Source organism: Bacillus marasmi (genome assembly GCF_902168435.1).
GTDB lineage: Bacteria > Bacillota > Bacilli > Bacillales > Cytobacillaceae > Bacillus_BU > Bacillus_BU marasmi.
Genome location: NZ_LR656164.1, coordinates 205,268 through 230,170, shown reverse-complemented (window position 1 = coordinate 230,170; position 24,903 = coordinate 205,268). Strand labels below are relative to the sequence as shown.

Sequence of the window (24,903 nt, the reverse complement as noted above, 5' to 3'; positions counted from 1 at the left end):
ACCTCCCCTCAAGCAATTATAGAGTATTTTGTTTTAATAATAAAGTGAAACTTCCATCAGTGGGGGTTCTTCACCCACACTGATGGTTAGTTGAAACTAAATCGCCTTTACGGGTAGTTGATCCCCCTACCACTCTTCTTAATAAACTTTGAATCCTAAGGGGGAGTTTACTACCCGTTAAGGAATGATAAACGGTATCACTGAACTCTCTTAAAAATTTCAGAGATTACATCACCATTCCGCCATCTACATGAAGAGTTTGCCCCGTCATATAACGACTGTCATCAGAAGCAAGGAAAGTTACTACTTTAGCAATATCGCCTGGTTCGCCAAAGCGAGCAAGTGGAATTTGTCCAAGCATTGCTTCTTTTACCTCTTCTGTTAGTTTATCCGTCATATCAGTACTGATAAACCCTGGAGCAACAGCATTTACAGTAATTCCTCTTGAAGCAAGCTCTTTTGCAGCTGTTTTCGTTAAGCCGATGACTCCGGCTTTCGCAGCCACGTAGTTAGCTTGACCCGCATTTCCACTAACTCCAACAATTGAAGCGATATTAATAATACGACCGCTACGCTGCTTCATCATTTGACGAGTAACTGCCTTCGTACAAAGGAAAACACCTTTAAGATTCGTGTTAATGACAGAATCCCATTCTTCATCTTTCATGCGCATTAATAGATTATCACGAGTGATACCTGCATTGTTAACAAGTATATCCAATTTTCCAAAACGATCAATCGTTGCTTTAATCATTTCCGCAACTGATTCGCTATTTGCCACATCGCATTGAACAGCAAATGCTTCGCACCCTAGGCTTTCGATTTCTGCAACTACTTCCAGGGCTTTTGCTTCACTACCAGAATAGTTAACAGCAACATTAGCTCCTTCTCTAGCAAGCTCTAAAGCAATTTCACGGCCAATTCCTCTTGATGCACCTGTAACAAGTACTGCTTTACCTTGTAATTTCATTATGCTTCCTCCTTCAATGCTTCGATCGTTGCCTTTAAGCTTTCCACATCTGATACTGAATAAGTACGGGCTTTACGGTCCACTTTTTTCACTAATCCGGATAACACTTTACCAGAACCAATTTCAATAAATGTATCTACACCTAACTCTAGCATCTGCTTAACTGAATCTTCCCAAAGAACTGGGGAGTATAACTGTTGAATTAGCTTTTGCTTAATATCTTCTGCCTCTGTCATTGGCGCTGCAGTTACATTGGCAATGACCGGTATCGTAACATTTTTAATCGTGATTCCATTAAGAACGTCACTAAGCTTTTCAGCAGCTGGCTTCATTAATGATGAATGAAACGGACCACTTACTACTAGAGGTAGTACGCGTTTAGCTCCATTTTCTTTAGCTTTTTCAGATGCTAATTCAACGCCTGTTTTAGAGCCAGAAATAACAATTTGACCTGGGCAGTTCATATTTGCAAGCTGGACTGGATTTCCACTATTTGTAATTTCTTCACAAACTGCTGTCAAGGCATCGCGTTCCATTCCTAAAACAGCTGCCATCGTTCCTTCGCCTGCCGGAACAGCTTCTTCCATGAATTCTCCACGCTTACGAACAGCATACACGCCATCTTCAAACGAAAAGGCACCAGCTGCAACTAATGCGGTATATTCACCAAGGCTGTGCCCCGCACAGTAATCCGGTTTAATTCCATATTGTTTAAAATGCTCTAAAATGGCAATGCTTGTTGTCATTAGAGCTGGCTGTGCATTCGTTGTGAGCGTCAATTCCTCTTGTGGTCCTTCAAAAATCAATCTTGATAAATCCGTATGTAAAGTTTGGTCTGCTACTTCAAAAATCGCTCTCGATTCTGCAAACGAATCGGCCATTTCTTTTCCCATTCCTACTGTTTGTGAACCTTGTCCTGGAAATAAAAATGCGATTTTACCCATTACTCATCACCTATTTTCCTAATTTTCAATCGGAGTGTGTAAATTCGCAACTGATTCCTTAATCAGTCCTGTCACATCTCCACCAACCATTTCTCTTGTTTGGCGTACCGCATTATATAACGCATTTGCATCGGAAGACCCATGCGCCTTGATTACAGGTGCCTTTAATCCGAACAATCCTGCTCCACCATACTCAGAGTAATCCATTTTATTTTTTAATTCTAAAAGATCTGGTTTTAACATCACCGCAGCAATTTTTGTTTTTATCGAGGTCATCAAGGTGGATTTCACCATTTTAAACACTGACATTGCCGTTCCTTCCACCGTCTTCAACACCATATTTCCGGTGAAGCCGTCTGTCACAACAACATCTGCTACGCCATCTAACAAATCACGTGCCTCGACATTTCCGATAAAATGAACATCGGTTTGTTTCAAAAGCTCGTAGGTTTTCTTAGTCAAATCATTACCCTTCTTTTCCTCTGAACCAATGTTTAACAAGCCGACTCGAGGTTTCGCAATTCCACGGACCTTTTGCGAGTAAATCGATCCCATGATTGCAAATTGCTGCAAGTGTTCCGGACGAGCATCGGCATTTGCCCCAACATCAAGCAGCAAAAATCCTTCTCCACCAATTGTTGGTAATGTTGGCGATAAAGCCGGTCGATCGATTCCTTCAATTCTACCAACAACAAATAGGCCAGCTGCAACAAGTGCTCCTGTATTACCTGCAGAAATACAGGCGTCTGCTTTGCCATCGGCAACAGTTTGAGCCGCAAGCACCATTGAAGCTGTTTTTTTTCGTCGAACCGCTCTAACCGGTTCATCTGTTGCTAAAATAACTTCTTCTGTATGTAAAATATCAATTCGTTCATTATTCGTTAAATATTGCTTTATTTTTGCTTCATCACCAACAAGGGTGATTTCAACATCAGGAAATTGTTGAATAGCTTTCATTGCACCAAGAACGATTTCCTTAGGAGCGTTGTCCCCTCCCATTGCATCAATTGCAATTTTCATAACACTCATCCTTATGTTATTTTTTTGAACGGACCATCACAAAATCGCCTTTAAAGACAAGTTCATTATTCACAAAGCTAGTTACTTCTACTTTGGTTCTTCCTGTCTCATCATCAATTTTTTCTACTTTTGCTTTGGCAATTACACGTTCATTTTCTTTAACCGGCCGAGTAAATAGAATATTTGCCTTCGCAGTCAGCGCTAATTCATCGTCAATTACCGCTACGGCAAGCGAATTTGCCTGGGCAAACAAGTGATGCCCTCTGGCAATTTGATTTCTTTTAAAAACATGTTCCCGACTTACATCAAAGATGGAAATCGCACTTTTATCTAATTCAATATCGATTATTTCCCCAATGATTTCATCAATTGGCAGTGAACGAACTTCATCATCAAAACGCTTTTCGGCAACATGCTTAATCCGTTCGCGTAGCTCTGGAATCGATAATTCTAAGCGATCGAGCCGAATCGTTTGCACGCTGACAGAGAATTTTTCAGCAAGTTCCTCATCTGTAATAAAAGGGTTTTCCTTAATTGTACTTTTTAATAATTGTTGACGTTCTTTTTTATTGCGTCTCATATTTATCACACCGTCCGAGCTCTTATGACTAGGTACTAACAGTAGTATATAAGTTGAAGTTTGAGAATGCAAGAGAAAAATAATCGAAAAGCGGAAGCGGCTCGTTCAGCCACGACAATGCTGGAGGGCAAGCGGGTGAAGTCGGCTTTTTGACTTCAACTGCTTGACCGAAGCGTTCGAGGGGCTAGCCGCTGGAGCTAGACACTTCGAAAAGCGGAAGCGGCTCGCTCAGCCACGACAATGCTGGAGGGCAAGCGGGTGAAGTCGGCTTTTTGACTTCAACTGCTTGACCGAAGCGTTCGAGGGGCTAGCCGCTGGAGCTAGACACTTCGAAAAGCGGAAGCGGCTCGTTCAGCCACGACAACGCTGGAGGGCAAGCGGGTGAAGTCGGCTTTTTGACTTCAACTGCTTGATCGAAGCGTTCGAGGGGCTAGCCGCTGGAGCTAGACACCACAAAGACCCTAATCTAGTTTTTCTCCTGCCATTGCCCCTGATTCCCCGAGGTAGCTTCTGAGGACTGCATACTCATCGGCTTCCCAAAAGGCTTTAGAATTGATTAAAACTGCCGCATCGTTTCGTGCGGTTTCGAGCGCCCGATAATCATGGACTAAATCAGCTAATTTAAACTCAGGCAGTCCGCTTTGTTTTTTTCCAAAAAAATCACCAGGTCCGCGTAACTCAAGGTCCTTTTCACTGACGACAAATCCATCATTTGTCTCAGTCATAATCGTCATCCGCTCTTTACCGACCTCTGTTTTCGGATCAGCCAGTAGAATACAATAAGATTGCTCAGAACCTCGTCCGACTCGGCCACGAAGCTGGTGAAGCTGAGCGAGTCCAAACCGCTCTGCATCATAAATCAGCATAAATGTTGCATTCGGTACATTGACCCCGACCTCGACCACGGTCGTCGAGACTAGCACCTGCAACTCATTTGCGCTAAACTCCTTCATGACTTGATCCTTTTCAACACTTGCGAGCTTCCCGTGCATCAAGCCAACCCTGGCACGATTTTGAAAATAATGCGTCAGCGTACTATGTACATCAAGCGCATTTTGCAAATCAAGCTTTTCTGATTCCTCAATTAAGGGACAAATCACATAAGCTTGACGTCCTTTTCTTAATTCTTTTTCCATGAAGCCTAAAACACGCTCGAGCATATCATGCTTCGCCCAATACGTTTCAATCGTTTTTCGTCCAGCAGGCATTTCATCGATGATAGACACATCCATTTCACCAAAAACAGTAATCGCGAGCGTCCGCGGAATCGGCGTGGCCGTCATAAACAACACATCAGGGTTCACACCCTTTTCACGGAGGATCCGACGTTGCTCTACTCCAAAACGATGCTGTTCATCGGTAATGACAAAGCCTAAGCTCTTGAATATGACCTCGTCCTGGATTAAGGCATGGGTGCCAATTAACACATCAATTTCACCCAACTTTAGCTTTTCAAGAATTTCTTTACGGCGCTTCCCCTTAACCGAGCTAGTCAAAAGTTCACTCCTAATCCCAACCGGTTCTAGCAAACCTTTTAACGATTCAGCATGCTGTTCCGCCAAAATTTCTGTCGGCACCATTAAAGCACCTTGAAAACCTGCTGATACACTTGCAAATAAACCGATTGCCGCAACGACCGTTTTCCCAGAGCCAACATCGCCTTGGAGGAGGCGATTCATCCGAAAAGGCGAGCGCAAATCTGTTAATATTTCGCCAACCACTCGCTGTTGTGCATTCGTTAATGGAAACGGGAGACGATTGATAAACTCGTCCACCTTTTGTTGGTCGAAATTTTGGGCAACACCCGCTGCTTGTTCGCGTTCATATTTCCTAAGTGCCTGCATTTTTAGCTGGAACAATAAAAACTCCTCATACACAAATCTTCTGCGTGCCTGTTTCACTTCATCTTGGTTTAAGGGAAAATGCAATGCCCTCAGCGCATTTTGGCGATTCATTAATTTATAGCGCTGTAACATCGATTCAGGCAAAGTTTCACTGATTTGATTTTGAAATTGTGTAAACGCTAGCTTAATAAACTTCCTTATCCCTTTCACTGTCAGTTTCCCTTTTACGGCATAAACAGGCTCAAGCTCTTTCGTCTGTGAAATGCCCACTGTATGGATTTCACTGGCTGTGATCATTTGGCGGTGAGCATCCCATTTTCCAGTTACGGTTACTTGTTGATTGAGGCTAATTTTCTTTTTCAAAAATGGTTGATTAAAAAACACTACTTGAATTAAATAGCGATCGACTAAAAGCCGAATCGTTAGTCTTGATTTTTTGCGACCATAAAAAACTAAAGAAGGTTCACTGTGAACCTTCCCCTCCACCGTTACTCTTTCGTCGTGCTTAACTTCTGCCAAATCTCGCAAACGGTAATCCTCATAACGGTATGGAAAGTGCTCTAATAAATCGCAAACAGTATGAATATTCATTTCAGCGAGCATTTCCGCCGTTTCTTCGCCAATTCCTTTTAATACTGTTACCGGTTCCTTTATCATTGTACTCACAATTATTTTAACGGCTTTCCAAAGATCTTTGTTTCAAGCTTACGACCCGTGGGTGTTGCCGCCAACCCTCCTTGTCCTGTTTCTCTAAGTGTAACTGGCATCGACTGGCCAATTTTAAACATCGCTTCAATGACTTCATCACATGGTATTCTACTTGTTATTCCTGCTAATGCCATATCGGCTGCCACCATTGCATTGGCAGCACCCATCGCATTTCTTTTTACGCATGGAACTTCTACTAATCCTGCAACAGGATCACACACTAAGCCTAACATATTTTTCAAAGAAATTGCCATTGCTTCAGCACATTGATTTGGAGTACCTCCAGCCATTTCAACGATCGCAGCCGCAGCCATTCCCGCTGCTGAGCCAACTTCTGCCTGACACCCTCCGGCAGCACCTGAAATGGATGCATTATTGGCAACCACAAACCCAAATGCTCCTGCTGTAAATAAGTATTTTACCATTTGTTCATGAGTGGGATTCAGTTTATTTTTTACCGCAAATAATGTCCCGGGAACGACCCCTGCACTTCCTGCAGTCGGAGTGGCGCAAATGGTTCCCATTGCAGCGTTCACTTCATTCGTCGCCACCGCTTTACTAACGGCGTCCAACATCGTTTCTCCAGATAAAAATTGACCTTTTTTGATATAATTTTGGAGCTTAACTGCATCACCACCCGTTAAGCCGGAATGGGAATGAACACCGTTTATGCCTCGTTCCACTGCTTGTTCCATGACCGATAAATTTCGCTCCATTAAGCGAAATATTTCTTCCTTTGTTCGTCCTGTTACAGACATTTCCTGCTCAATCATAATATCAGCAATTTGTTTTTGCTTTTCTTGTGCGAGTTTAACCAATTCAGCTACGTTGCGAAACATTGGATGTCCTCCTTGCTTTGAATTGATTTGTTCACAAATTTTTTTTAAAGGTATTTACTCTACAATTTTCGTTACTTTTAGCACATTAGGGAGTTTTTCAATTTCCTTGAGGATGCTGTCATCAATGTTTTGGTCGACCTCGATTGTCATCAGTGCCTTCTGCCCAACATCCTTTCTTGAAACCTCCATATGCCCAATATTAATTTCATATTTTGCTAATGTATTGGATACGCCTGCGATTGTCCCAAACTTATCGTTGTGCGAAACTAAAATCGCCGGGTGATTGCCAGATAGCTTTAATTGAAAACCGTTTAATTCAATAATTTCAATTTTACCGCCACCAATTGAAATACCTACTAATTCTAATTCTCCTTGCTCATCACCAATGCGAACTTTGGCGGTATTTGGATGATTAGGAATCGCTGTTTCCTCATAAAAATGAAGCTCCAAGCCGGAACTTTTGGCGATATTAATGGCATCAATGATTCTTTCGTCAAAGGTATCGTAATCGAGGATTCCGCCAATCATGGCCACATCTGTACCGTGTCCCCTATATGTTTGGGCAAATGATCCATAAAAATGAATATGAGCCCATTTTGGTTGTCGAGCAAATAAGCTACGCGCCACGCGGCCAATTCTTGCTGCACCTGCGGTATGTGAACTTGATGGACCGATCATAACAGGTCCGATGATGTCAAAAACGCTTTTGTATTTCACGCTGCCGCATCCTCTCTTCTGTCTATTATTCTATTATATGACGGAGAATCCCAAATCGCTCAATTTAACCCACAAAAAAATAGGAGGAAGCTCCTCCTATTTCATTGGCATATTACATTTATTATTCAACAGAAAAAATAAAGGCATATAATGGTTGTTCACCGTTGTGGATTTCGATTTCTATGTCTGGAAATTGCGATTGGATAAAGTCTGTAAGTCCAGCAACATCTGCATCCGTTGCATCCTCACCTTGCAGGATTGTAAGGATTTCTGCGTCCTCATCAATCATTTCGCTAAGCAATTCCTGTGCTGCCTTTACCTTATCTTTATTTTTCACAACGATTTTCCCATCAAAAATCCCCATAAAATCGTCTTTTTCAATATTTAAACCATCGATGCTTGTATCTCTAACCGCAAAGGTTATCTGACCGGTTTTCACATGCTGAAGTGCATCTGTCATCGCTGCTTTATTTTCACCTAAGGAAACCACTGGATTAAATGCAAGCATTGCTGACATCCCTTGTGGAACGGTTTTCGATGGAATGACAATCACATCTTGTTCAACAAGCTCAGCCGCCTGCTCTGCAGCCATTATAATATTCTTATTATTAGGAAGCACAATCACCTTTTTGGCGTTTGCCTCCTTTATTGCCGAAACGATATCTTCTGTACTAGGGTTCATCGTTTGACCGCCTTCGATAACTGCTTGGGCACCGATGCTCTTGAACAGTTCAGCAATACCACTTCCCATGGATACCGTTACGATCGCATACTCACGAGCCTCTCTTGGCTTAGCAGGTTTAGTTTCAACTTCCAATGTCGGCTCGCCAACGATAGTTGAATGTTGCTCACGCATGTTCTCAATTTTCATATTTACAAGACTTCCATAGCGTTGGCCGTAGGATAACACTTCCCCTGGATGCTCCGCATGGATGTGGACTTTAACAAGCTTTTCATCTGCTATGACAAGTAAGGAGTCTCCGTGTTGACTTAAATCTTGACGGAAGGTTTCTTCAGAAAAAGGTTGCTTCTCATGATCAAGCTTCACCATAAACTCTGTGCAATAGCCGAATTCAATATCCTCTGTTGAAATATGGCTTTGAACACTTTTGTGATGCTCAGCACTTACTAGTTCTTCCATTTTCACTTGGGCAGTTGTAGCTTCTGGAAGTGCTTCTCCCTTTAATACAGCAAGAAAGCCCTCATATACAAATACAAGACCTTGTCCACCACTGTCCACTACACCAACCTCTTTTAGGACTGGTAGAAGATCAGGAGTACGGTTTAGTGAGCTTTGTGCTTCCTTCACTACTTCCTCCATGACCACGATAATATCAGTTTGCTTTTTAGCTACCTGAACTGCTTTTTTCGCAGAATCTTTAGCAACTGTTAAAATCGTTCCTTCAACAGGCTTCATAACAGCTTTATAAGCGGTTTCAACTCCAGCTTCAAGCGCAGCTGCAAAGTCTTTTGCTATAATTTCAGACTTATGCTCAATGGCACGGGAAAATCCTCGAAATAGTTGAGATAAAATAACACCTGAATTTCCACGTGCCCCCATTAGTAGACCCTTTGATAGCGCTGAACCTACTTTACCAATATGTGCTTGGGTGTTATTTTTTACTTCCTTTGCCCCAGAAGTCATAGATAAGTTCATATTTGTTCCTGTGTCACCATCTGGAACAGGGAATACATTCAACGCATCGACATATTTTGAATTAGCAGATAAATGATTAGCACCTTGAATAATCATTTCTGCGAAACGGTTTCCATCTAAGACGTTAATCGACACAAAAAATCCTCCTCACTACGGGTTCGTTACACGAACACCCTGAACGTAAATATTTACCGAGTCAACTGCAAGCCCAACGGTTTTGTCCAATGTATATTTCACTTTTGATTGTACATTGTGAGCAACCTCGGAAATTTTCGTTCCGTAACTAACGATAATATACATATCGATATGTACTTCCTCATTTTCCTGACGAACGATCACGCCACGCGTGAAATTTTCTCGACGCAAAATTTCGGTCAAACCGTCTTTTAATTGTTGCTTTGAAGCCATTCCTACAATACCATAGCAATCTGTTGCCGCACCGCCTGCAATTGTAGCGATAACATCATTTGAAATATCAATTTGGCCGTACTGAGTTTTAAGTTCTATTGACATAAATCGTTCCCCCTTTTGGAAATTGCTGCTTGACTAAGGTAATTTTACTATAACCAATTTAATTTTGAAAGGGAATCATCCTAACAGTATTATTATGAACTATGGGTCTTTTACTATGTCAAGGAATTTTTCTTGAAAGCTTTTTTCCCATCCTATTGCATTCACCGAGGTTGTATGTTAAATTATTAAAGTATCTTTTTATGTCTAAGAAACAAACATTCTCTATGTTTTTAAAATTGTTGGACATAATCTGGCGATTGTAAATACCAGCATGGAAAATAGTTTCAAGCTTCGGTAGTAAGGAGGGAAAGAAACATGCCACGTAAATGTGTAATCACTGGTAAGAAAACCACTACAGGTAATGCACGTTCCCACGCAATGAACGCTAACAAGCGTACATGGGGTGCAAACCTTCAAAAAGTACGCATTCTTGTTGACGGAAAGCCTAAACGTGTATGGGTTTCAGCAAGAGCGTTAAAATCCGGTAAAGTAGAACGCGTATAATGCACTCTTGAAGACACCTATGATGGGTGTCTTTTTTCTTTATGGATTTATTGCTCGGAGAAAGTCTTATTTGACACTATGTAGGTCTATTACGTTCATTTTGGTTAGTGCACTAAAATATAGCTGCTAATTCGGCTTCATTGAGGCGTTCTTTGTGGTCAATGCGAAAAACAAGTACTTAATCAACCTTATTGATGTCTTTGTTTCTGTCCACCTACCGAAACCAAATAGTCAATCACCCTTATTGATGGCTTAGTTTCTGTCCACCTACCGAAACCGAATACTCAATCACAATCATTGTTACAATATTTTCTGGTTACTTCTGCAAATGAAGGAGTCAATCTTAATTAATAGCAAAAAAGCACCCCGATTAGGGTGCATCAACCAAGCCATCTATATTTTTATATAAGCGGGGTGCCACAAACATTAAAAACATTAACCCTTTTTAAATGCTCCTATCACTACACGGACAAGTCCTCCAAGAAATTTTGGCAGTTTGATCGTATAAAATCTCATAATTGTCCCTCCTCACCATCTAAAACAAATCCATACCGTGTTTAAATCTGCCCTTAATATCATATTCAATATAAGTAGATGAGTACTTTACTTTTATCAGGTGATTATTAAATCACAACTTCTTATCACCAATAATATGCCTTCGGAAAAGGAAAAAGTACCATAATCCTTTAGTAGCTCATTACTAATACATAATGTTGAACCAAGCGGAATATGACAATCCGTCAAAGGATATTTAAACCCTCGAAGCGACAGATTTTTTACAGGTGTGATGGGGATAAATGAGATATACTTTAGTTCTGCCAATTCTTCAATCGTATGTACTCCATGCGGTTTAGCATAGATTATGTTTTGCTGGTCGATTATGTTAATCTCTGTGGTCTGCTTTTGTAAAATTGGTTTTAGTAATAATTGGACATTTCCAAAGAAGTGGTCCAATCGTCCTCCAGTACCGCCAAAAATTCGAATGCGTTCAGGCCTTTGCTCGAGAGCCCAATTAATGGCTAAGTCCATATCCGTTTCATCTTTTTCGGGCTTGAATCTTTGAATACCGCTGACTGTCTGCTCAATTTTTTGCCATTCTTCACCGGAAACTGAATCAAAATCTCCAAAAGCATATGATGGTGTAATTCCTTTGTTCAGTAAAATGGTGACGCCTTTATCAACACCAATCCAAATCGATACATCATCATCATACAGCTTCAAATCAGGAAAAAATTGAACCGGACCGCCTCCAACAATATTGATTATCATTTCAAATCACCTGACATCCTCTTTTATCCTTTGGAAAAGAGCCAGCAATTTGCTGACTCTTTAAAGTTTTATTATTATCCTCTGATTTCAGCGATCGCTTTCGCACGATCAGCTTGGTTATATACTGCAGAGCCTGCGACTAAAACTGTTGCTCCTGCTTCCACGCAAAGTCTTGCAGTTTCTGCATTAACGCCACCATCAACTTCAATTTCGATATCGAGCCCTTTTGCATCAATCATTTCTCTTAATTGCTTGATTTTCGGTAATACAGATGGAATAAATTTCTGACCACCAAAGCCTGGATTTACAGTCATAAACAACACCATATCCACATCTTCTAAAACATGCTGAATCATTTCGACTGGTGTTGCTGGATTTAATACAACACCTGCTTTTACTCCAAATGACTTAATATAGCCTAAAGTACGGTGAAGATGTCTACACGCCTCCACATGTACCGTGAGATAATCTGCTCCTGCTTTTGCAAATGCTTCAATGTATTGATCTGGATTTTCAATCATCAAATGTACATCCAATGGTAATTTTGTTACTGGACGAATCGCTTCCACGATTAATGGGCCAATCGTAATATTTGGAACAAAATGGCCATCCATTACATCAACGTGAATATAATCTGCGCCTCCACGCTCAACATCTTTAATCTCTTCCCCCAGCTTAGCAAAATCAGCTGATAATATTGATGGTGCTATTTTAACCATGTTAATACCTCGGCTTTCTCTCTTTTATTTCTTGTAAAAAATCCTTATAGTGATCGAAACGGTAAATTGGTATTTCACCGTTCTCCACGGCCGCCTTCACTGCACATTTTGGTTCCGAGAGATGCAGACAGCCTCTAAATTTGCATTTTTCACTTTCGGTTGCGATTTCCGGAAAACAATAAGTCAGTTCCTCGGCTTCAATATCAGTAAATTCCAGCGAGCTAAATCCAGGTGTATCCGCAACTAGTCCATTACCGACTTCAATTAGCTCTACATGTCTAGTCGTATGCTTCCCTCGACCAAGGTGGGAAGAAATATCATCCGTTTTCAAATCTAAATCTGGTCGTAAAACATTAAGCAATGATGATTTTCCGACACCAGATTGACCAGCAAACACCGATATTTCACCTTCTAAATACGGAGCTAGCTTATCAATACCAAGCTCTGTTTCTGAGGAGGTAAGGATAACGGTATAGCCTGCTTTTCGATAATCCTCTGCATATTGTTCAAGCTTCACCCTTAAATTTTCATCGGTTAAATCCAACTTGGAAATACATATAATTGGCGTTATATGATTGTACTCAATAAGCACAAGAAAACGATCCAACAAATTTGTACTAAAATCTGGTTCAACAGCAGAAAACACGAGAATCGCTTGATCAACATTTGAGATAGGTGGACGGACTAATTCATTTTTCCGTTCTTTGACCTCAAGAATGTAGCCTTCCTGATCATTTTCAGCTTGATATACAACATAATCCCCTACTAATGGGGTGATCTTGTTTTTTCGAAAAACGCCTCTTCCCCGACATTGCACGATTCCTTCATCACCTAGCACATAATAAAACCCACTAAGCGCTTTAATAATTTTGCCCTCAGGCATAGCAACACTCCCTTATGAAATGCGAAGGCGGCTCGTTCAGGGGCGACAGGCATATGGCGAGCCGGCCTGAAGGTTGTCTTTTACCTTCTGGACGGATTGACTTATGACCCAGAGCCCCTAGCCGCCGCAGTTGGACATTGAAATGCGGAAGGCGCCCGCTTATCGGCGACAAGCTTAAGACGAGCCGGCCGAAAGGTTGATCTTTACCTTTTGGACGGATTGGCTTAAGACCTCGAGCTGATGGCGCCTGCAGCTGGACATTGAAATGCGGAAGGCGCCCGCTTATCGGCGACAAGCTTAAGACGAGCCGGCCGAAAGGTTGATCTTTACCTTTTGGACGGATTGACTTAAGACCTCGAGCCGATGGCGCCTACAGCTAGACATTGATAAAAATGCAGAAGGCGTAGTATCACGCCATCTGACAGACATTTCCCTAATTATTCTGCAGGATAGGAGACCGATTCTTCTATATAGACACTCTTATCACGTATCACTTTATAGCCTGCAACTTTCCCATATGGAATGAACAATTCTATTGTCCTTTTTACGGTTTGAGTAATATAGATTGTCTCATAAGGCTCAGTCATACTTCGGTTCATATCTTCTACATAAATTAGTACTTCATTTGCTTGACCTGGTTCCGTTTCAACATAAGGAATGGTGATTTCCTTTACTACCTTTTTAGGCGGTATTTCTTGTTTTCCTTTTGACATAATGACGGTAACCTTATCACCCTTATTAAGTTGTGTTCCAGGTGCTGGATTTTGCGAAATGACTAAGCCTTGTGCAATCGTATCGTGATACTGCTCCTGCGACATGTCAATCGTTAATCCATTAGACTCAGCATAGTCTTGAACACCTTTTGCATTAAATTCAGTTAAATCCTTTAGGACGATTTTTTCTGGACCTTTACTGATGGTAAATTCAAGGACTGTATCCTCAGGAAGAACCTCTTCACCCTCCTCAGGTGATTGCTTTAATATCGTGCCAGGTTCACTGGAATCATATACTTCTGTTGTTTTAATATCCTTGAAGTTTTGCTTTTCTAGTAAACGTACGATATCATCAAAATTACGACCCACGTAATCGTCAAGCTCTATCTTTTCTTTACCGGTACTTTGGTAAACATCAATTTTGGTACCTTCCTTTACGGAGCTACCTGCTTTCGGATCGGTTTTCACCACAAAGCCTTCATCGATTTCATCGCTTGGTATCTCGATCGTATCGCCTACCTCAAGACCAGCTGATATGATTTCTGATATAGCATCTTCTAGTTCCATTTCACTTACATCTGGAACAGACACGTCCTCAGGTCCGATTAAATCTGGAAGCACTGTTACAGCCAAAATTCCGAACAGTACCAATGCTGCAAAGACGGAGCCTAGGATGATTGACCATTTTTTGCGATTTTTCGGCTTTTTTGGTTCCTTCTCTTTTTTTACTGGTTGCGGTTCTTCTTTTGGTTTTTCTTTTTCATGAATCCGAGTTTCATCCAAATTATGAGGAAAACTGCGATCATTTGTAATAATAGGAATTGCTTTCGTTGCTTCGTCATCAACTGGGATGATAAATTTAGGTTCATTGATTCTTTCTACATCGAGGGCAGTCCCCAAGTCTAGTTCCATTTCCTCCACGCTATTATAACGATGGAAAGAGTCCTTTGCCGTTGCTTTCAAAACGATGTTTTCCACACTTTGTGGAATAAGCGGATTCCAGCGTCTAACTGAAGGAGTTTCCGATTGTAGATGCTTTAGAGCTATAGACACAGCAGACTCGCCTGAAAACGGAAGTCGACCAGTTAACATCTCGAACATCACAATGCCCAGCGAATATATGTCAGATTTCTTATTAGCCATTCCACCTCTTGCCTGCTCTGGCGATAAGTAATGGACCGAGCCAAGGACTGAGTTTGTTTGAGTAATACTAGTGGCACTTAAGGCCATAGCAATACCAAAATCAGTAATTTTCACATTCCCTTGGTGATCAATTAATATATTTTGAGGTTTAATATCTCGATGGATAATATGATTTTGATGTGCATGAGAGATGGCTGATGTTAATTGCTTCATAATATTTAGCGTTTCATCCACTGCTAGTGGAGAATTTTGCTGTATGTATTGTTTTAGCGTTTGCCCCTCAACGTATTCCATGACAATATAATAGAGGTCTTTTTCTTCCCCAACATCATAAATTCCGACAATGTTTGGATGTACTAGGCTTGTTGCCGATTGAGCTTCACGATGAAAGCGTCTAATAAATTCTTCATCATTGGCAAAATCAAGCCGAAGCATTTTAACTGCAACATCTCGATCTAGTATCATATCGTGTGCTAAATAAACATTGGCCATTCCACCGCCGCCGACCATATCAATGATCTTGTAACGACCGCTTACACGCTTCCCTATCATCATGTTTATTCACCACTTTCGCATGTATCGTAAAATTCTACAATAACAAGGGTGATATTATCCTCACCGCCATAATGATTAGCAAGCTCGATGAGACTCGTTGCCTTATGCTCCAATGTGATGTCTTCAGTTAGTTTTTCGCTAAGCTCACTTTCACTTACCTTGTTTGATAGTCCATCTGAGCAAAGAAGCAGTAAATCCCCTTCCTCAAAGGTAATCGTCGTAATATCCATCGCAACATCTGCTTCAGTACCTAAAGCTCGTGTTAGGACATTTTTGCGTGGATGATGCTCTGCATCCTCCTTTGAGATTTGGCCTGAGCGGACAAGCTCATTGACCAATGAGTGATCTTCTGTAATTTGCTTAAAGCCTACCTCATTCAACATATAGCATCGGCTATCACCAATATTGGCAATCGTCGTGAATTTATTTGTACAGATAGCCGCGACAATGGTTGTGCCCATACCTTCACATTCATCATGCGTTTGCGAGTGTTGAAAAACTTCCCGATTCACCACATGAATGTGCTCCTGAATCCAGCTTTCAGCAACTTCAGCCGTTGTAATTTCTTCAGACTGTTCCCAAAATTCCTTCAAGCTTTTAATCGCCATTTCACTGGCAACATCCCCAGCACGATGACCACCCATTCCATCAGCAACGATTGCTAAGCGTTGTCCGGCGTGATTTACAAAAATCCCGCCGTTGTCTTCATTATGTTGACGAATTTTCCCTCTATCTGTCATAAAAACTGCTTTCATGCGTTTATCTCGTCTCCTCTTTCCGCTCCTTAGCACGAAGTTGACCACATGCTGCATCGATATCATGCCCGTGCTCGCGGCGAATCGTCACATTGATTCCATGTTTTTTTAGTGTTTTTTCAAATTCAAAAATTTGATTTCTTGGAGTTCTTACATAATCCCGTTCTGGAACATAATTGACTGGGATTAAATTTACATGGCATTTGATTCCTTTTATTAGTCTAGCCAATTCTTCTGCGTGCTCTACCTTGTCATTGACCCCACCAAACAAACCATACTCAAAACTAACCCGACGTCCTGTTTTTTCAATATAGTAGCGCACTGCTTTCATTAAGTCTGAAAGCTGATAAGCTCGGTTAATCGGCATGAGCCTACTTCTAATTTCTGTGTTAGGAGCATGTAGCGATATTGCAAAATTAATTTGCATGTTTTCATCGGCAAATTGATAAATTTTAGGAATGATACCACTAGTCGATACGGTAATATGGCGTGCCCCAATATTTAAGCCCTGTTCACTATTAGAGATTTTTAAAAAGGATAACATATTATCATAGTTATCAAATGGTTCGCCAATCCCCATAATGACAATCGAGCTAACTCGCTCATCGGATTCATCAAGTGCTTGTTGAACCTTCACGACCTGCGCTACAATTTCCCCAGCTTCTAAATTCCGCTTTAGGCCACCTAAAGTTGATGCACAAAATGTACAGCCAATCCGACAACCAACCTGAGTTGTGACACAAACAGAATTCCCATAATCATGTCGCATCAGGACCGTTTCAATCGAAAAACCATCCTTAAGCTCAAACAGGAACTTTATCGTGCCATCTGACGAGGATTGTTGAATAATCGTTTTTAAGGTCGTTAACACAAAATGTTCGCCAAGTTTGTCCCGTAATCCTTTCGAAAGATTTGTCATTTCCTCGAACGATGAGACTCTTTTTTTATATAGCCAATCAAAAATCTGCTCAGCACGGAAAGGCTTTTCATTATTTTCCTTTAACCAATCCTTTAATTCCTCTAATCGCAACGAATATATTGAACGTTTAGTGTCACTAGATGATTGGTTCTCTGCTGTTGTTATACTTTCCAAAATATTACACCTTCTTCCTTAAACACGCGATATAAAAACCATCCGAGCCGAAGTCCTGCGGCAATACTTGCAAAGAAAAATCTTCAACCAACGGCTGAACCCCTTCAGGCATTCTCTCTTTTACGGAAAGGTCACCTACAAATTCAGGATGTTTATTTAAAAATTTCTCAACTACTGCGGTATTTTCTTCTTTATCTATCGTACATGTACTGTAAACTAATATACCACCATTCTTTAATAATGGAGCAACAGAATCAAGCAAATCCAATTGTATCGTCTGAAGTCGATTTAGATCTTCGGCTTTTTTTGTAAATTTCATATCAGGCTTTCGTCGCATTACTCCTAAACCAGAGCACGGTGCATCAAGTAGGATTTTATCAAAGCTGTCCTTGGTAAATTGCTGCTGGACCTTTCGTGAATCGAGCGCTTTTGTTTTAATATTGTTTAAGCCTAGTCGCAAGGCTGTTTCAGCAATTAACTTCACCTTGTGCTCATGAAGGTCGAGCGAGATGACCGAACCAGTATTGTTCAACTTTTCCGCAATATGCGTTGATTTTCCTCCTGGAGCAGCACAAGCATCAAGTACTTTTTCATCAGTATGAATATCTAAAGCATGTGCAACAAGCATCGAGCTTTCATCCTGTATGGTAAGTAAACCTTCCTTAAAGGCATTTGAAGTAGCTAAATTGCCACGCAAAGCTTTAATTGCTTCTGGTAAAATCGAACTTTTCTCAACCTGAAAGCCCTCTTCCGCAAGGAGCGTCATACAGTCATCTCGACTGATTTTTGTTGAATTCACTCGAGCTGTTTGCGTCGGTGGTGTTAAATTGACTTCACACATTTCTTGAGTTTTTTCAAAGCCCAATTGTTCAACCCAACGCTTAACGAGCCATTCAGGATGACTTGTCGCAACAGAAAGTCGTTCAATCGGGTCAGCAATTTCGTCAAGGCTCGGAAGACCGTTACGTTGGATGCTGCGCAGCACTCCATTCACCATACCTGAAATCCCTTTATGACCTCGTTTTTTGGCAATCTCGACCGCCTCAAAAATCGCGGCTCGGTCAGGTACTCTATCTAAATAAACCATTTGATATACAGTAAGCCTTAGCAGATTTAATACCCAGCCTTCAAGCTTTTTACTGTTTTTTAAAAATGGAGCTAAATAATAGTCTAAAGTCATCTTACGCTGCAATGTCCCATAAATAAGCTCGGTTAACAATCCAACATCCATTCTGGAAATCTGATTTTTTTCAATCGTCTTATTTAGAAGAAGATTACTGTAGGCCTGATTTTTGTCGATAGCTTCCAGCAACTCCAGCGCTGCTTCACGGACGTTTTTTTTCTTTTCCTTCATTTTAGTCTCCAATCTTATCACCAATACTCAATGAGACTTTTCCCTGTAAAAATTGGGCTGCACCCATTTTCTTTTTCCCAGATGGCTGAAGCTCGGTAATTTTGATTGCTGTTTCATTGCCGGTTGCAATGACGATACCGTCCTTATGAAGATCAATAACGGTTCCTGGCGCTGCTTGTTTCGAGGCAAGAAGCTTGGTAGCTTGCCAAATCTTGAGCGGCAATTCATTCCATACCGTAAAGGCGACTGGCCACGGGTTTAAACCACGAATTTGGTTGTAAATGTCTTCGCCAGCTTTAGTCCAGTCAATTTTCTCCTGCTCTCGCTTAATATTTGGGGCGAAAGTTGCTTTTTCTTCATCCTGCGCTATCGGGGTAAGCTCATTTGCGAGCAATTTCGGTAAGGTTTGGATGAGCAAATCACAGCCTACTTTGCTTAACTTATCAAACAGCGTACCCACGTTATCATCTTCACTAATTTCAACCTCACGTTGCGTGAGAATATCGCCAGCGTCCAATTGTTCTGCCATGTACATAATCGTAATACCCGTTGTTTTCTTTCCTTGTAAAATGGCATAATGAATTGGAGCGCCACCGCGCAATTCAGGCAGCAAGGAGGCATGTACATTAATACAGCCGTACTTAGGTGCTTGAAGTAATTCTTTTGGTAAAATTTGACCAAATGCAGCAGTGACAACAAGGTCTGGCTTAAGCTCAAGAATCGGTGCTAATTCATCTGGACGGCGGATTTTTTCCGGCTGAAACACCGGAATTCCATGCGACTCTGCTTCCACTTTTACCGGCGGCGGAGTCAATACCTTTTTACGACCAACTGGACGGTCTGGCTGAGTCACTACCGCAATCACATCATAGCCGTTCTCAACGAGGCTTCGTAAAATCGGCACTGAAAAATCAGGCGTACCCATAAACACGATTTTGGTCATTCGTCTTCGCCTCCTTCCAATTCACTTTCATTTAAGTATTTAGTTACTTTCGTAGTAAATAAAACACCTGCTAAATGATCAATTTCATGCTGGATCGCTCTTGCTAAAAATTCCTCTGCTTCAATTAAAAAGGTTCTTCCCTTCCGATCCTGTGCTTGTACCTTTACATAATTCGCTCTTTCAACTTCACCGTATACACCTGGAAAACTAAGGCATCCTTCCGGTCCAATCTGGCTTCCAGTCGCTTCAATGATTTTAGGATTAATTAACTCTATTGTTCCCATTTCATCATCGATATCTACAATGGCAATCTGCTTGTTTAAGCCGATTTGCGGAGCAGCAAGCCCTACTCCATCATGCTCAATCATCGTATCGTACATATCATTTAAGAGCTTTGCCAGTTTTTTATCAAATACAGTTACTTTCTCACATTCCACTTCTAATATATCAGCAGGATAAGTGACGATTTTTCGTATAGCCAAATCCGTTCCTCCAATTGTATCTATATCTTTCATTTTCAACTAAAATCTTGATTCTCATAACTTTACATTAAAATATATGGATTCATATCCATTGAGATTTGCATACCCGTTCTTGTTGTTTCTGGTAAAAATAGTTCATTGATTTTTTTCAGCGTATTGACTAACTCTGGTTCCCGCTTGTATTTTATCAAACATTGATAGCGATATCTATCCTTGATCCTTGGAATTGGTGAAGCAACCGGACCTAATATTACCGCTTTATTTGATAGATGCGAGCGTAAATAGCGGGCGATTTTATCGGTAACAGAGACCACCTTCATTAACTCCTCATGACTGACTGTAATGAGAGCCAAGTAGTAAAATGGCGGGTATTGATGGATTTTTCGCATTTGCATTTCTTTCGCATAAAATCGATCAAAATCCTGCTCTCCAGCCAGTTCAATACTGTAATGTTCTGGTGTATAGGTTTGAATCACAACCTCACCTGGAAGCTGGTGGCGACCTGCTCGACCGCTCACCTGGGTTAACAATTGAAACGTTTTCTCTGATGCGCGAAAATCTGGAAGATGTAGCATCGTATCGGCCGATAAGACACCAACGAGCGTAATATTAGGAAAATCAAGCCCTTTTGCAATCATTTGAGTTCCCAGTAAAATATCCGCTTTCCCTTCCTGAAATTCTGTTAACAGCCTTTCATGCGATCCCTTGCGTGTCGTCGTATCGACATCCATGCGAATGACCCTAGCTTCAGGTAAAAGCTTCGCTAACTCCTCCTCAACCTTTTGAGTCCCCGTACCAAAATAGCGAATGTGCTCACTCTGGCACTCTGGACAAAGCTTTGGTACCGCTGATTCAAACCCGCAATAATGGCATTTCATGTTATGTTGCACGCGATGATAAGTTAAGGAGATTTCACAATGCGGACAAAGCACGACATAACCGCAATCACGGCACATCACAAAGGATGAATGACCACGTTTATTTAAAAATAAGACGGTTTGCTGCTTCTTTTGCAAACGATCTTGGAGCTTTTCAAATAACTCACTCGAAAACATTGAGCGATTCCCGCCCCTGAGCTCTTCCCGCATATCAATTATTTTCACGGATGGTAAAGCTTGCTCATTCATTCGCTTCGTTAAGGTTAATGGCTGATAAACTCCCTTTTGAGCGCGGGCAAAGGTTTCAAGTGCAGGTGTTGCACTGCCAAGGATAACTGGACACGAATATCGTTTAGCTCGATTTATTGCCACATCGCGAGCATGATATCGTGGATTTTCCTCTTGCTTATAGCTCGTTTCATGCTCCTCATCAATAATGATGATGCCTAAATTCTCAAACGGTGCAAAAATGGCCGAACGAGCACCAACAACAACCGAAACCTCTTTGCGTTGAATTTTACGCCATTCATCATACTTCTCACCGCTTGAAAGTCCGCTATGTAATACCGCGACGAGATCGCCAAAGCGCCCTTTAAATCGATTAACCATTTGCGGAGTCAACGCGATTTCCGGAACAAGCACTATTGCTTCCTTCCCCTTATCAATTACCTCTTGAATTGATTGGAGGTAAATCTCGGTTTTTCCGCTCCCAGTCACTCCATACAGAAGAAAAACTTCGTGCTGTCCGGTTTCAATTGCATGAACAATTGGCGCTATAGCCTCGCTTTGTTCTTCAGTTAACGGAAACGGTTCTGTTCGTTTAAATTCCCGATTCTCATAAGGGTCACGATACACTTCCATTTCCTGTTGCTTGAGGATTCCCTTTTCAATAAGGCTTTTAATGGTGGCACTGCTTACCGAAAGATTTACCTGCAGCTTTTTCAGTTCGATTGGCTTAGGATTTTCGATAAAAAATTGGACGAGTTCCATTTGCTTTTTAGCTTTTGTTAATTTTTCTTTTTCAAGCTCTAGCTCAAAAGCTGCCAGTGCAGGAAGCACGTGAAGTACCTTCTTTTTCTTCGTTTTCTCCTTGACCACATATTGGACTTCAATCGTTCCTTTAGCGAGCTCCTTATGGACAATCGAAATCAAATCGTGCTGGAGCGCTTCCTTCCAGGACAACTCGTTCTCAGTTAGTAGAAAAAGGCGTAAATCATCATGTACTTCCCCAATGTTTGCAGAAGGTGACAGGGTAATTTTTTTATCATATTGCGCTTTTAAAGCGGCTGGAAGCATCGCTTGGAAGGCGGAGATCTTTGTGCAAAGCACCTCATCAGTGAGCCAATATCCGAGCTCAAGCATTTCTTCGTTCAATACAGGAGTCAAATCCATCGGTTCGATGATTTCTTTTAGCTTATTCATATCGAAATCTGAATCATCCTTCACACCGACAACAAAGCCTTGAATGTGACGAGGGCCAAACGGAACGACGACACGCATGCCTGGCTCAATTAATCCTCGCCACTGTTCAGGAATCAAATAATCAAAGCCCTTATCAATTTGTTTAGCAGAGACGTCAACAATTACACTTGCAATTTTCATATTTTCTCATCCTATAATAAAAGCGAGATTTGTTCGAGAATGTTTTGCGCTACCTCATGCTTTGTCATAAGCGGCAACTCAAGACTCGTCCCATCCTTTTTATAAATGGTAACAATGTTCGTTTCCGTTCCAAACCCAGCACCAGCTGTTTTCACATTATTAGCGACAATCATATCGGTATTTTTCTTTTTTAATTTGCCCATTGCATATTCTTCAACATGCTCCGTTTCCGCAGCGAAGCCCACTAATATTTGCTCAGTCTTTCTTTGTCCAAGCTCAAACAGAATATCCTTTGTACGTTCTAGTTCTAACACTTGTTCACCCGGCTGCTTCTTCATTTTATTATCATGCTGTACCTTTGGTCGATAATCAGCTACTGCAGCTGTTTTAATCACTACATCAGCTTTTTCATACTCCTTCATTACCGCCAGATACATGTCTTCTGCACTACTCACATGAATAACAGTTACACCATTAGGTGGTGTAATGCTGACAGGTCCGGAAATTAATAAAACTTCTGCTCCTGCTTTGGCCGCTTCTTCCGCAATCGCATAGCCCATTTTACCGGTTGAGTGATTCGTAATATAGCGAACAGGATCTATACTTTCTCTCGTTGGTCCTGCCGTAATAATGATCTTTTTGCCAACAAGTTTAGGGTTTTTCTTTGCAAAAAATAGGCCCAGAAGCTCAACGATTTTTTCAGGCTCCTCTAAACGACCTTTACCTACATATCCACAGGCTAAATAACCTTCACTCGGTTCAATAAATTGGTAGCCGAATTGGGCGAGTGTCATAATATTTTTCTGAACAGCGGGATGATCGTACATATGGACGTTCATTGCTGGAGCCACCCACACCGGTGCTGTCGTTGCTAGTAATGTTGTTGAAATCATATTATCCGCTAGTCCATAGGCTAGCTTTGCAATCGTATTGGCAGTAGCAGGTGCGACCAAGACAAGGTCAGCCCAATCAGCCAAATCAATATGCGCAATCACATTTGAGTCCTTCTCATCAAACGTGTCTGTATATACATCATTTTTTGATAATGCTTGGAAGGTTAGCGGTGTTACAAATTTAAGAGCCGCATCACTAAGAATGACTTTCACGTCAGCTCCCGCTTGGGTAAGCTTGCTTGTTAGTGCTGCTGCTTTGTACACTGCAATTCCGCCGGTCACACAGAGCAGAATCTTTTTTCCTTTTAACATATATGTCCCCCCACCTATCAACAGTTCTTTCTTTTATTATGCAAGAATATCGGATTTTTTTCATTTATTTCATTCTAATATGTTAATTTCTGCTCCAGGCACTGTGCCTTCCGCTCTAATCAACACCTAAAAAAATAACAACCCATTCAGGTTGTTATTTGATTGACCTTATCTTATTCAGTCGGAGTGTCTTCATTTTTTGCTTCATTTGAAAACGTTAATTTACCAGCATGAATTTCTTCTAAGGATTTCCCCACGTTTTTATGAGAAACATACTTTGATAGCTGATAGCTACTGTCCTCTTGAAGAATTCGCGCTCTTTTTGCAGCTACTGATACTAATGAATATTTTGAATCAATCTTTGTTAATAAAGAGTCAATCGAAGGATAAAGCATATTTATTCTACCTCCAGCATTTTTTTATAGCGTTGTTCAATTCGTGTTCTGCGACAATGTTCCGCAATAACAATTGCTTTTATTTTATCAACCGCATTGTCAACTTGATCATTTTCAACCACATAATCGTATAATGACATCATTTCAATTTCTTCTTTTGCTACTGTCATCCGATTGTTGATGATTTCTTCTGATTCTGTGCCCCTAGTTGTGATGCGATTTTTCAATTCGCTAAGACTAGGTGGTGCAAGAAAAATGAATAATCCTTCTGGAAACTTCTCACGAACCTGCCTTGCTCCCTGTACTTCAATTTCCAGAAAAACATCTCTACCGTTATCTAGGGTTTCTCTTACATAGTCAACAGGCGTTCCGTAATAATTGCCAACAAACTCAGCATATTCTAAAAGCTTGCCTTGCTCAATGAGTTCTTCAAATTCATTCCTTGATTTAAAGAAATAATCTACTCCATCTACTTCCCCTTCACGAGGTGCTCTCGTGGTCATCGAAATGGAATATTCAAACGCTGTATCGGGATGGGCAAAAATCGCTTTCCGAACAGTCCCCTTTCCAACACCAGATGGTCCAGAAAGAACGATTAATAAGCCTTTTTCGTGCATA

24 protein-coding genes are annotated in these 24,903 nt (G+C 41.1%); 1 reads left to right on the top strand and 23 read right to left on the bottom strand.

What is annotated here, in order from left to right; genetic code table 11:
- Positions 1 to 226: 226 nt before the first annotated feature.
- The 9 genes from fabG to FXW34_RS01120 form a co-directional block, all read right to left on the bottom strand.
- Positions 227 to 970, bottom strand: coding sequence for a 3-oxoacyl-[acyl-carrier-protein] reductase (fabG, locus tag FXW34_RS01160; protein ID WP_147532065.1), 744 nt, complete (start codon positions 968 to 970; stop codon positions 227 to 229).
- Positions 970 to 1,914, bottom strand: a complete 945-nt coding sequence (gene fabD / locus FXW34_RS01155) for an ACP S-malonyltransferase (RefSeq protein ID WP_147532063.1) — start codon at positions 1,912 to 1,914, stop codon at positions 970 to 972. Before fabD ends, fabG begins: the two co-directional genes overlap by 1 nt.
- An 18-nt stretch (positions 1,915 to 1,932) precedes the next feature.
- The gene (plsX, locus tag FXW34_RS01150; RefSeq protein ID WP_147532061.1) at positions 1,933 to 2,934 is read right to left on the bottom strand and encodes a phosphate acyltransferase PlsX; all 1,002 of its coding nucleotides are present in this window, start codon (positions 2,932 to 2,934) and stop codon (positions 1,933 to 1,935) included.
- A 16-nt stretch (positions 2,935 to 2,950) separates the two neighbouring features.
- On the bottom strand, positions 2,951 to 3,514 hold the full coding sequence (gene fapR, locus FXW34_RS01145) for a transcription factor FapR (protein WP_147532059.1): 564 nt from the start codon (positions 3,512 to 3,514) through the stop codon (positions 2,951 to 2,953).
- Positions 3,515 to 3,975: 461 nt separating this feature from the next.
- Complete coding sequence (recG, locus tag FXW34_RS01140; protein WP_425457382.1) at positions 3,976 to 6,015, bottom strand: ATP-dependent DNA helicase RecG; 2,040 nt, start codon at positions 6,013 to 6,015, stop codon at positions 3,976 to 3,978.
- Between the two features lie 11 nt (positions 6,016 to 6,026).
- Positions 6,027 to 6,905: an L-serine ammonia-lyase, iron-sulfur-dependent, subunit alpha gene (gene sdaAA / locus FXW34_RS01135; RefSeq protein WP_147532055.1), complete on the bottom strand. Its 879-nt coding sequence runs from the start codon at positions 6,903 to 6,905 to the stop codon at positions 6,027 to 6,029.
- Between the two features lie 54 nt (positions 6,906 to 6,959).
- Complete coding sequence (gene sdaAB, locus FXW34_RS01130) at positions 6,960 to 7,622, bottom strand: L-serine ammonia-lyase, iron-sulfur-dependent subunit beta (protein WP_147532053.1); 663 nt, start codon at positions 7,620 to 7,622, stop codon at positions 6,960 to 6,962.
- A 121-nt stretch (positions 7,623 to 7,743) separates the two neighbouring features.
- Positions 7,744 to 9,414: a DAK2 domain-containing protein gene (locus FXW34_RS01125; RefSeq protein ID WP_147532051.1), complete on the bottom strand. Its 1,671-nt coding sequence runs from the start codon at positions 9,412 to 9,414 to the stop codon at positions 7,744 to 7,746.
- A gap of 15 nt (positions 9,415 to 9,429) precedes the next feature.
- The gene (locus FXW34_RS01120) at positions 9,430 to 9,792 is read right to left on the bottom strand and encodes an Asp23/Gls24 family envelope stress response protein (RefSeq protein ID WP_147532049.1); all 363 of its coding nucleotides are present in this window, start codon (positions 9,790 to 9,792) and stop codon (positions 9,430 to 9,432) included.
- 315 nt (positions 9,793 to 10,107) lie between these two features.
- Between FXW34_RS01120 and rpmB the strand changes: the two genes are divergently transcribed.
- Positions 10,108 to 10,296, top strand: coding sequence for a 50S ribosomal protein L28 (gene rpmB / locus FXW34_RS01115; RefSeq protein ID WP_090830093.1), 189 nt, complete (start codon positions 10,108 to 10,110; stop codon positions 10,294 to 10,296).
- Between the two features lie 435 nt (positions 10,297 to 10,731).
- On the opposite strand, the gene spoVM is transcribed toward rpmB, so the two are convergent.
- From spoVM to gmk, 14 genes are all read right to left on the bottom strand, one after another.
- Positions 10,732 to 10,812 (bottom strand): stage V sporulation protein SpoVM, encoded by an 81-nt coding sequence (gene spoVM / locus FXW34_RS01110; RefSeq protein WP_147532330.1) that lies wholly within the window; start codon positions 10,810 to 10,812, stop codon positions 10,732 to 10,734.
- A 96-nt stretch (positions 10,813 to 10,908) separates the two neighbouring features.
- The gene (locus FXW34_RS01105; RefSeq protein ID WP_147532047.1) at positions 10,909 to 11,565 is read right to left on the bottom strand and encodes a thiamine diphosphokinase; all 657 of its coding nucleotides are present in this window, start codon (positions 11,563 to 11,565) and stop codon (positions 10,909 to 10,911) included.
- A gap of 74 nt (positions 11,566 to 11,639) precedes the next feature.
- Positions 11,640 to 12,284 carry a ribulose-phosphate 3-epimerase gene (gene rpe / locus FXW34_RS01100; protein ID WP_147532045.1) on the bottom strand — a complete coding sequence of 215 codons (645 nt, stop codon included), beginning with the start codon at positions 12,282 to 12,284 and terminating at the stop codon, positions 11,640 to 11,642.
- Between the two features lies 1 nt (position 12,285).
- Positions 12,286 to 13,167, bottom strand: coding sequence for a ribosome small subunit-dependent GTPase A (gene rsgA / locus FXW34_RS01095; protein ID WP_147532043.1), 882 nt, complete (start codon positions 13,165 to 13,167; stop codon positions 12,286 to 12,288).
- A 437-nt stretch (positions 13,168 to 13,604) separates the two neighbouring features.
- Entirely contained in the window at positions 13,605 to 15,578 is a 1,974-nt protein-coding gene (gene pknB, locus FXW34_RS01090) for a Stk1 family PASTA domain-containing Ser/Thr kinase (RefSeq protein ID WP_147532041.1), read from the bottom strand.
- A 2-nt stretch (positions 15,579 to 15,580) separates the two neighbouring features.
- Positions 15,581 to 16,333, bottom strand: a complete 753-nt coding sequence (locus tag FXW34_RS01085) for a Stp1/IreP family PP2C-type Ser/Thr phosphatase (RefSeq protein ID WP_147532039.1) — start codon at positions 16,331 to 16,333, stop codon at positions 15,581 to 15,583.
- Between the two features lie 4 nt (positions 16,334 to 16,337).
- Complete coding sequence (rlmN, locus tag FXW34_RS01080; protein ID WP_147532037.1) at positions 16,338 to 17,426, bottom strand: dual-specificity RNA methyltransferase RlmN; 1,089 nt, start codon at positions 17,424 to 17,426, stop codon at positions 16,338 to 16,340.
- Positions 17,427 to 17,430: 4 nt separating this feature from the next.
- Positions 17,431 to 18,780: a 16S rRNA (cytosine(967)-C(5))-methyltransferase RsmB gene (gene rsmB / locus FXW34_RS01075; protein WP_147532035.1), complete on the bottom strand. Its 1,350-nt coding sequence runs from the start codon at positions 18,778 to 18,780 to the stop codon at positions 17,431 to 17,433.
- Between the two features lies 1 nt (position 18,781).
- Entirely contained in the window at positions 18,782 to 19,723 is a 942-nt protein-coding gene (gene fmt / locus FXW34_RS01070) for a methionyl-tRNA formyltransferase (protein ID WP_147532033.1), read from the bottom strand.
- Positions 19,720 to 20,205: a peptide deformylase gene (def, locus tag FXW34_RS01065; RefSeq protein ID WP_147532031.1), complete on the bottom strand. Its 486-nt coding sequence runs from the start codon at positions 20,203 to 20,205 to the stop codon at positions 19,720 to 19,722. The genes fmt and def overlap by 4 nt, the downstream gene beginning before the upstream one ends.
- Before the next feature lie 62 nt (positions 20,206 to 20,267).
- Positions 20,268 to 22,685 carry a primosomal protein N' gene (gene priA / locus FXW34_RS01060; RefSeq protein ID WP_147532029.1) on the bottom strand — a complete coding sequence of 806 codons (2,418 nt, stop codon included), beginning with the start codon at positions 22,683 to 22,685 and terminating at the stop codon, positions 20,268 to 20,270.
- A gap of 11 nt (positions 22,686 to 22,696) precedes the next feature.
- Positions 22,697 to 23,890 carry a bifunctional phosphopantothenoylcysteine decarboxylase/phosphopantothenate--cysteine ligase CoaBC gene (coaBC, locus tag FXW34_RS01055; RefSeq protein ID WP_147532027.1) on the bottom strand — a complete coding sequence of 398 codons (1,194 nt, stop codon included), beginning with the start codon at positions 23,888 to 23,890 and terminating at the stop codon, positions 22,697 to 22,699.
- A gap of 173 nt (positions 23,891 to 24,063) precedes the next feature.
- Positions 24,064 to 24,285 (bottom strand): DNA-directed RNA polymerase subunit omega, encoded by a 222-nt coding sequence (gene rpoZ / locus FXW34_RS01050; protein WP_147532025.1) that lies wholly within the window; start codon positions 24,283 to 24,285, stop codon positions 24,064 to 24,066.
- A gap of 2 nt (positions 24,286 to 24,287) precedes the next feature.
- Complete coding sequence (gmk, locus tag FXW34_RS01045) at positions 24,288 to 24,902, bottom strand: guanylate kinase (protein WP_147532023.1); 615 nt, start codon at positions 24,900 to 24,902, stop codon at positions 24,288 to 24,290.
- Position 24,903 lies beyond the last annotated feature (1 nt).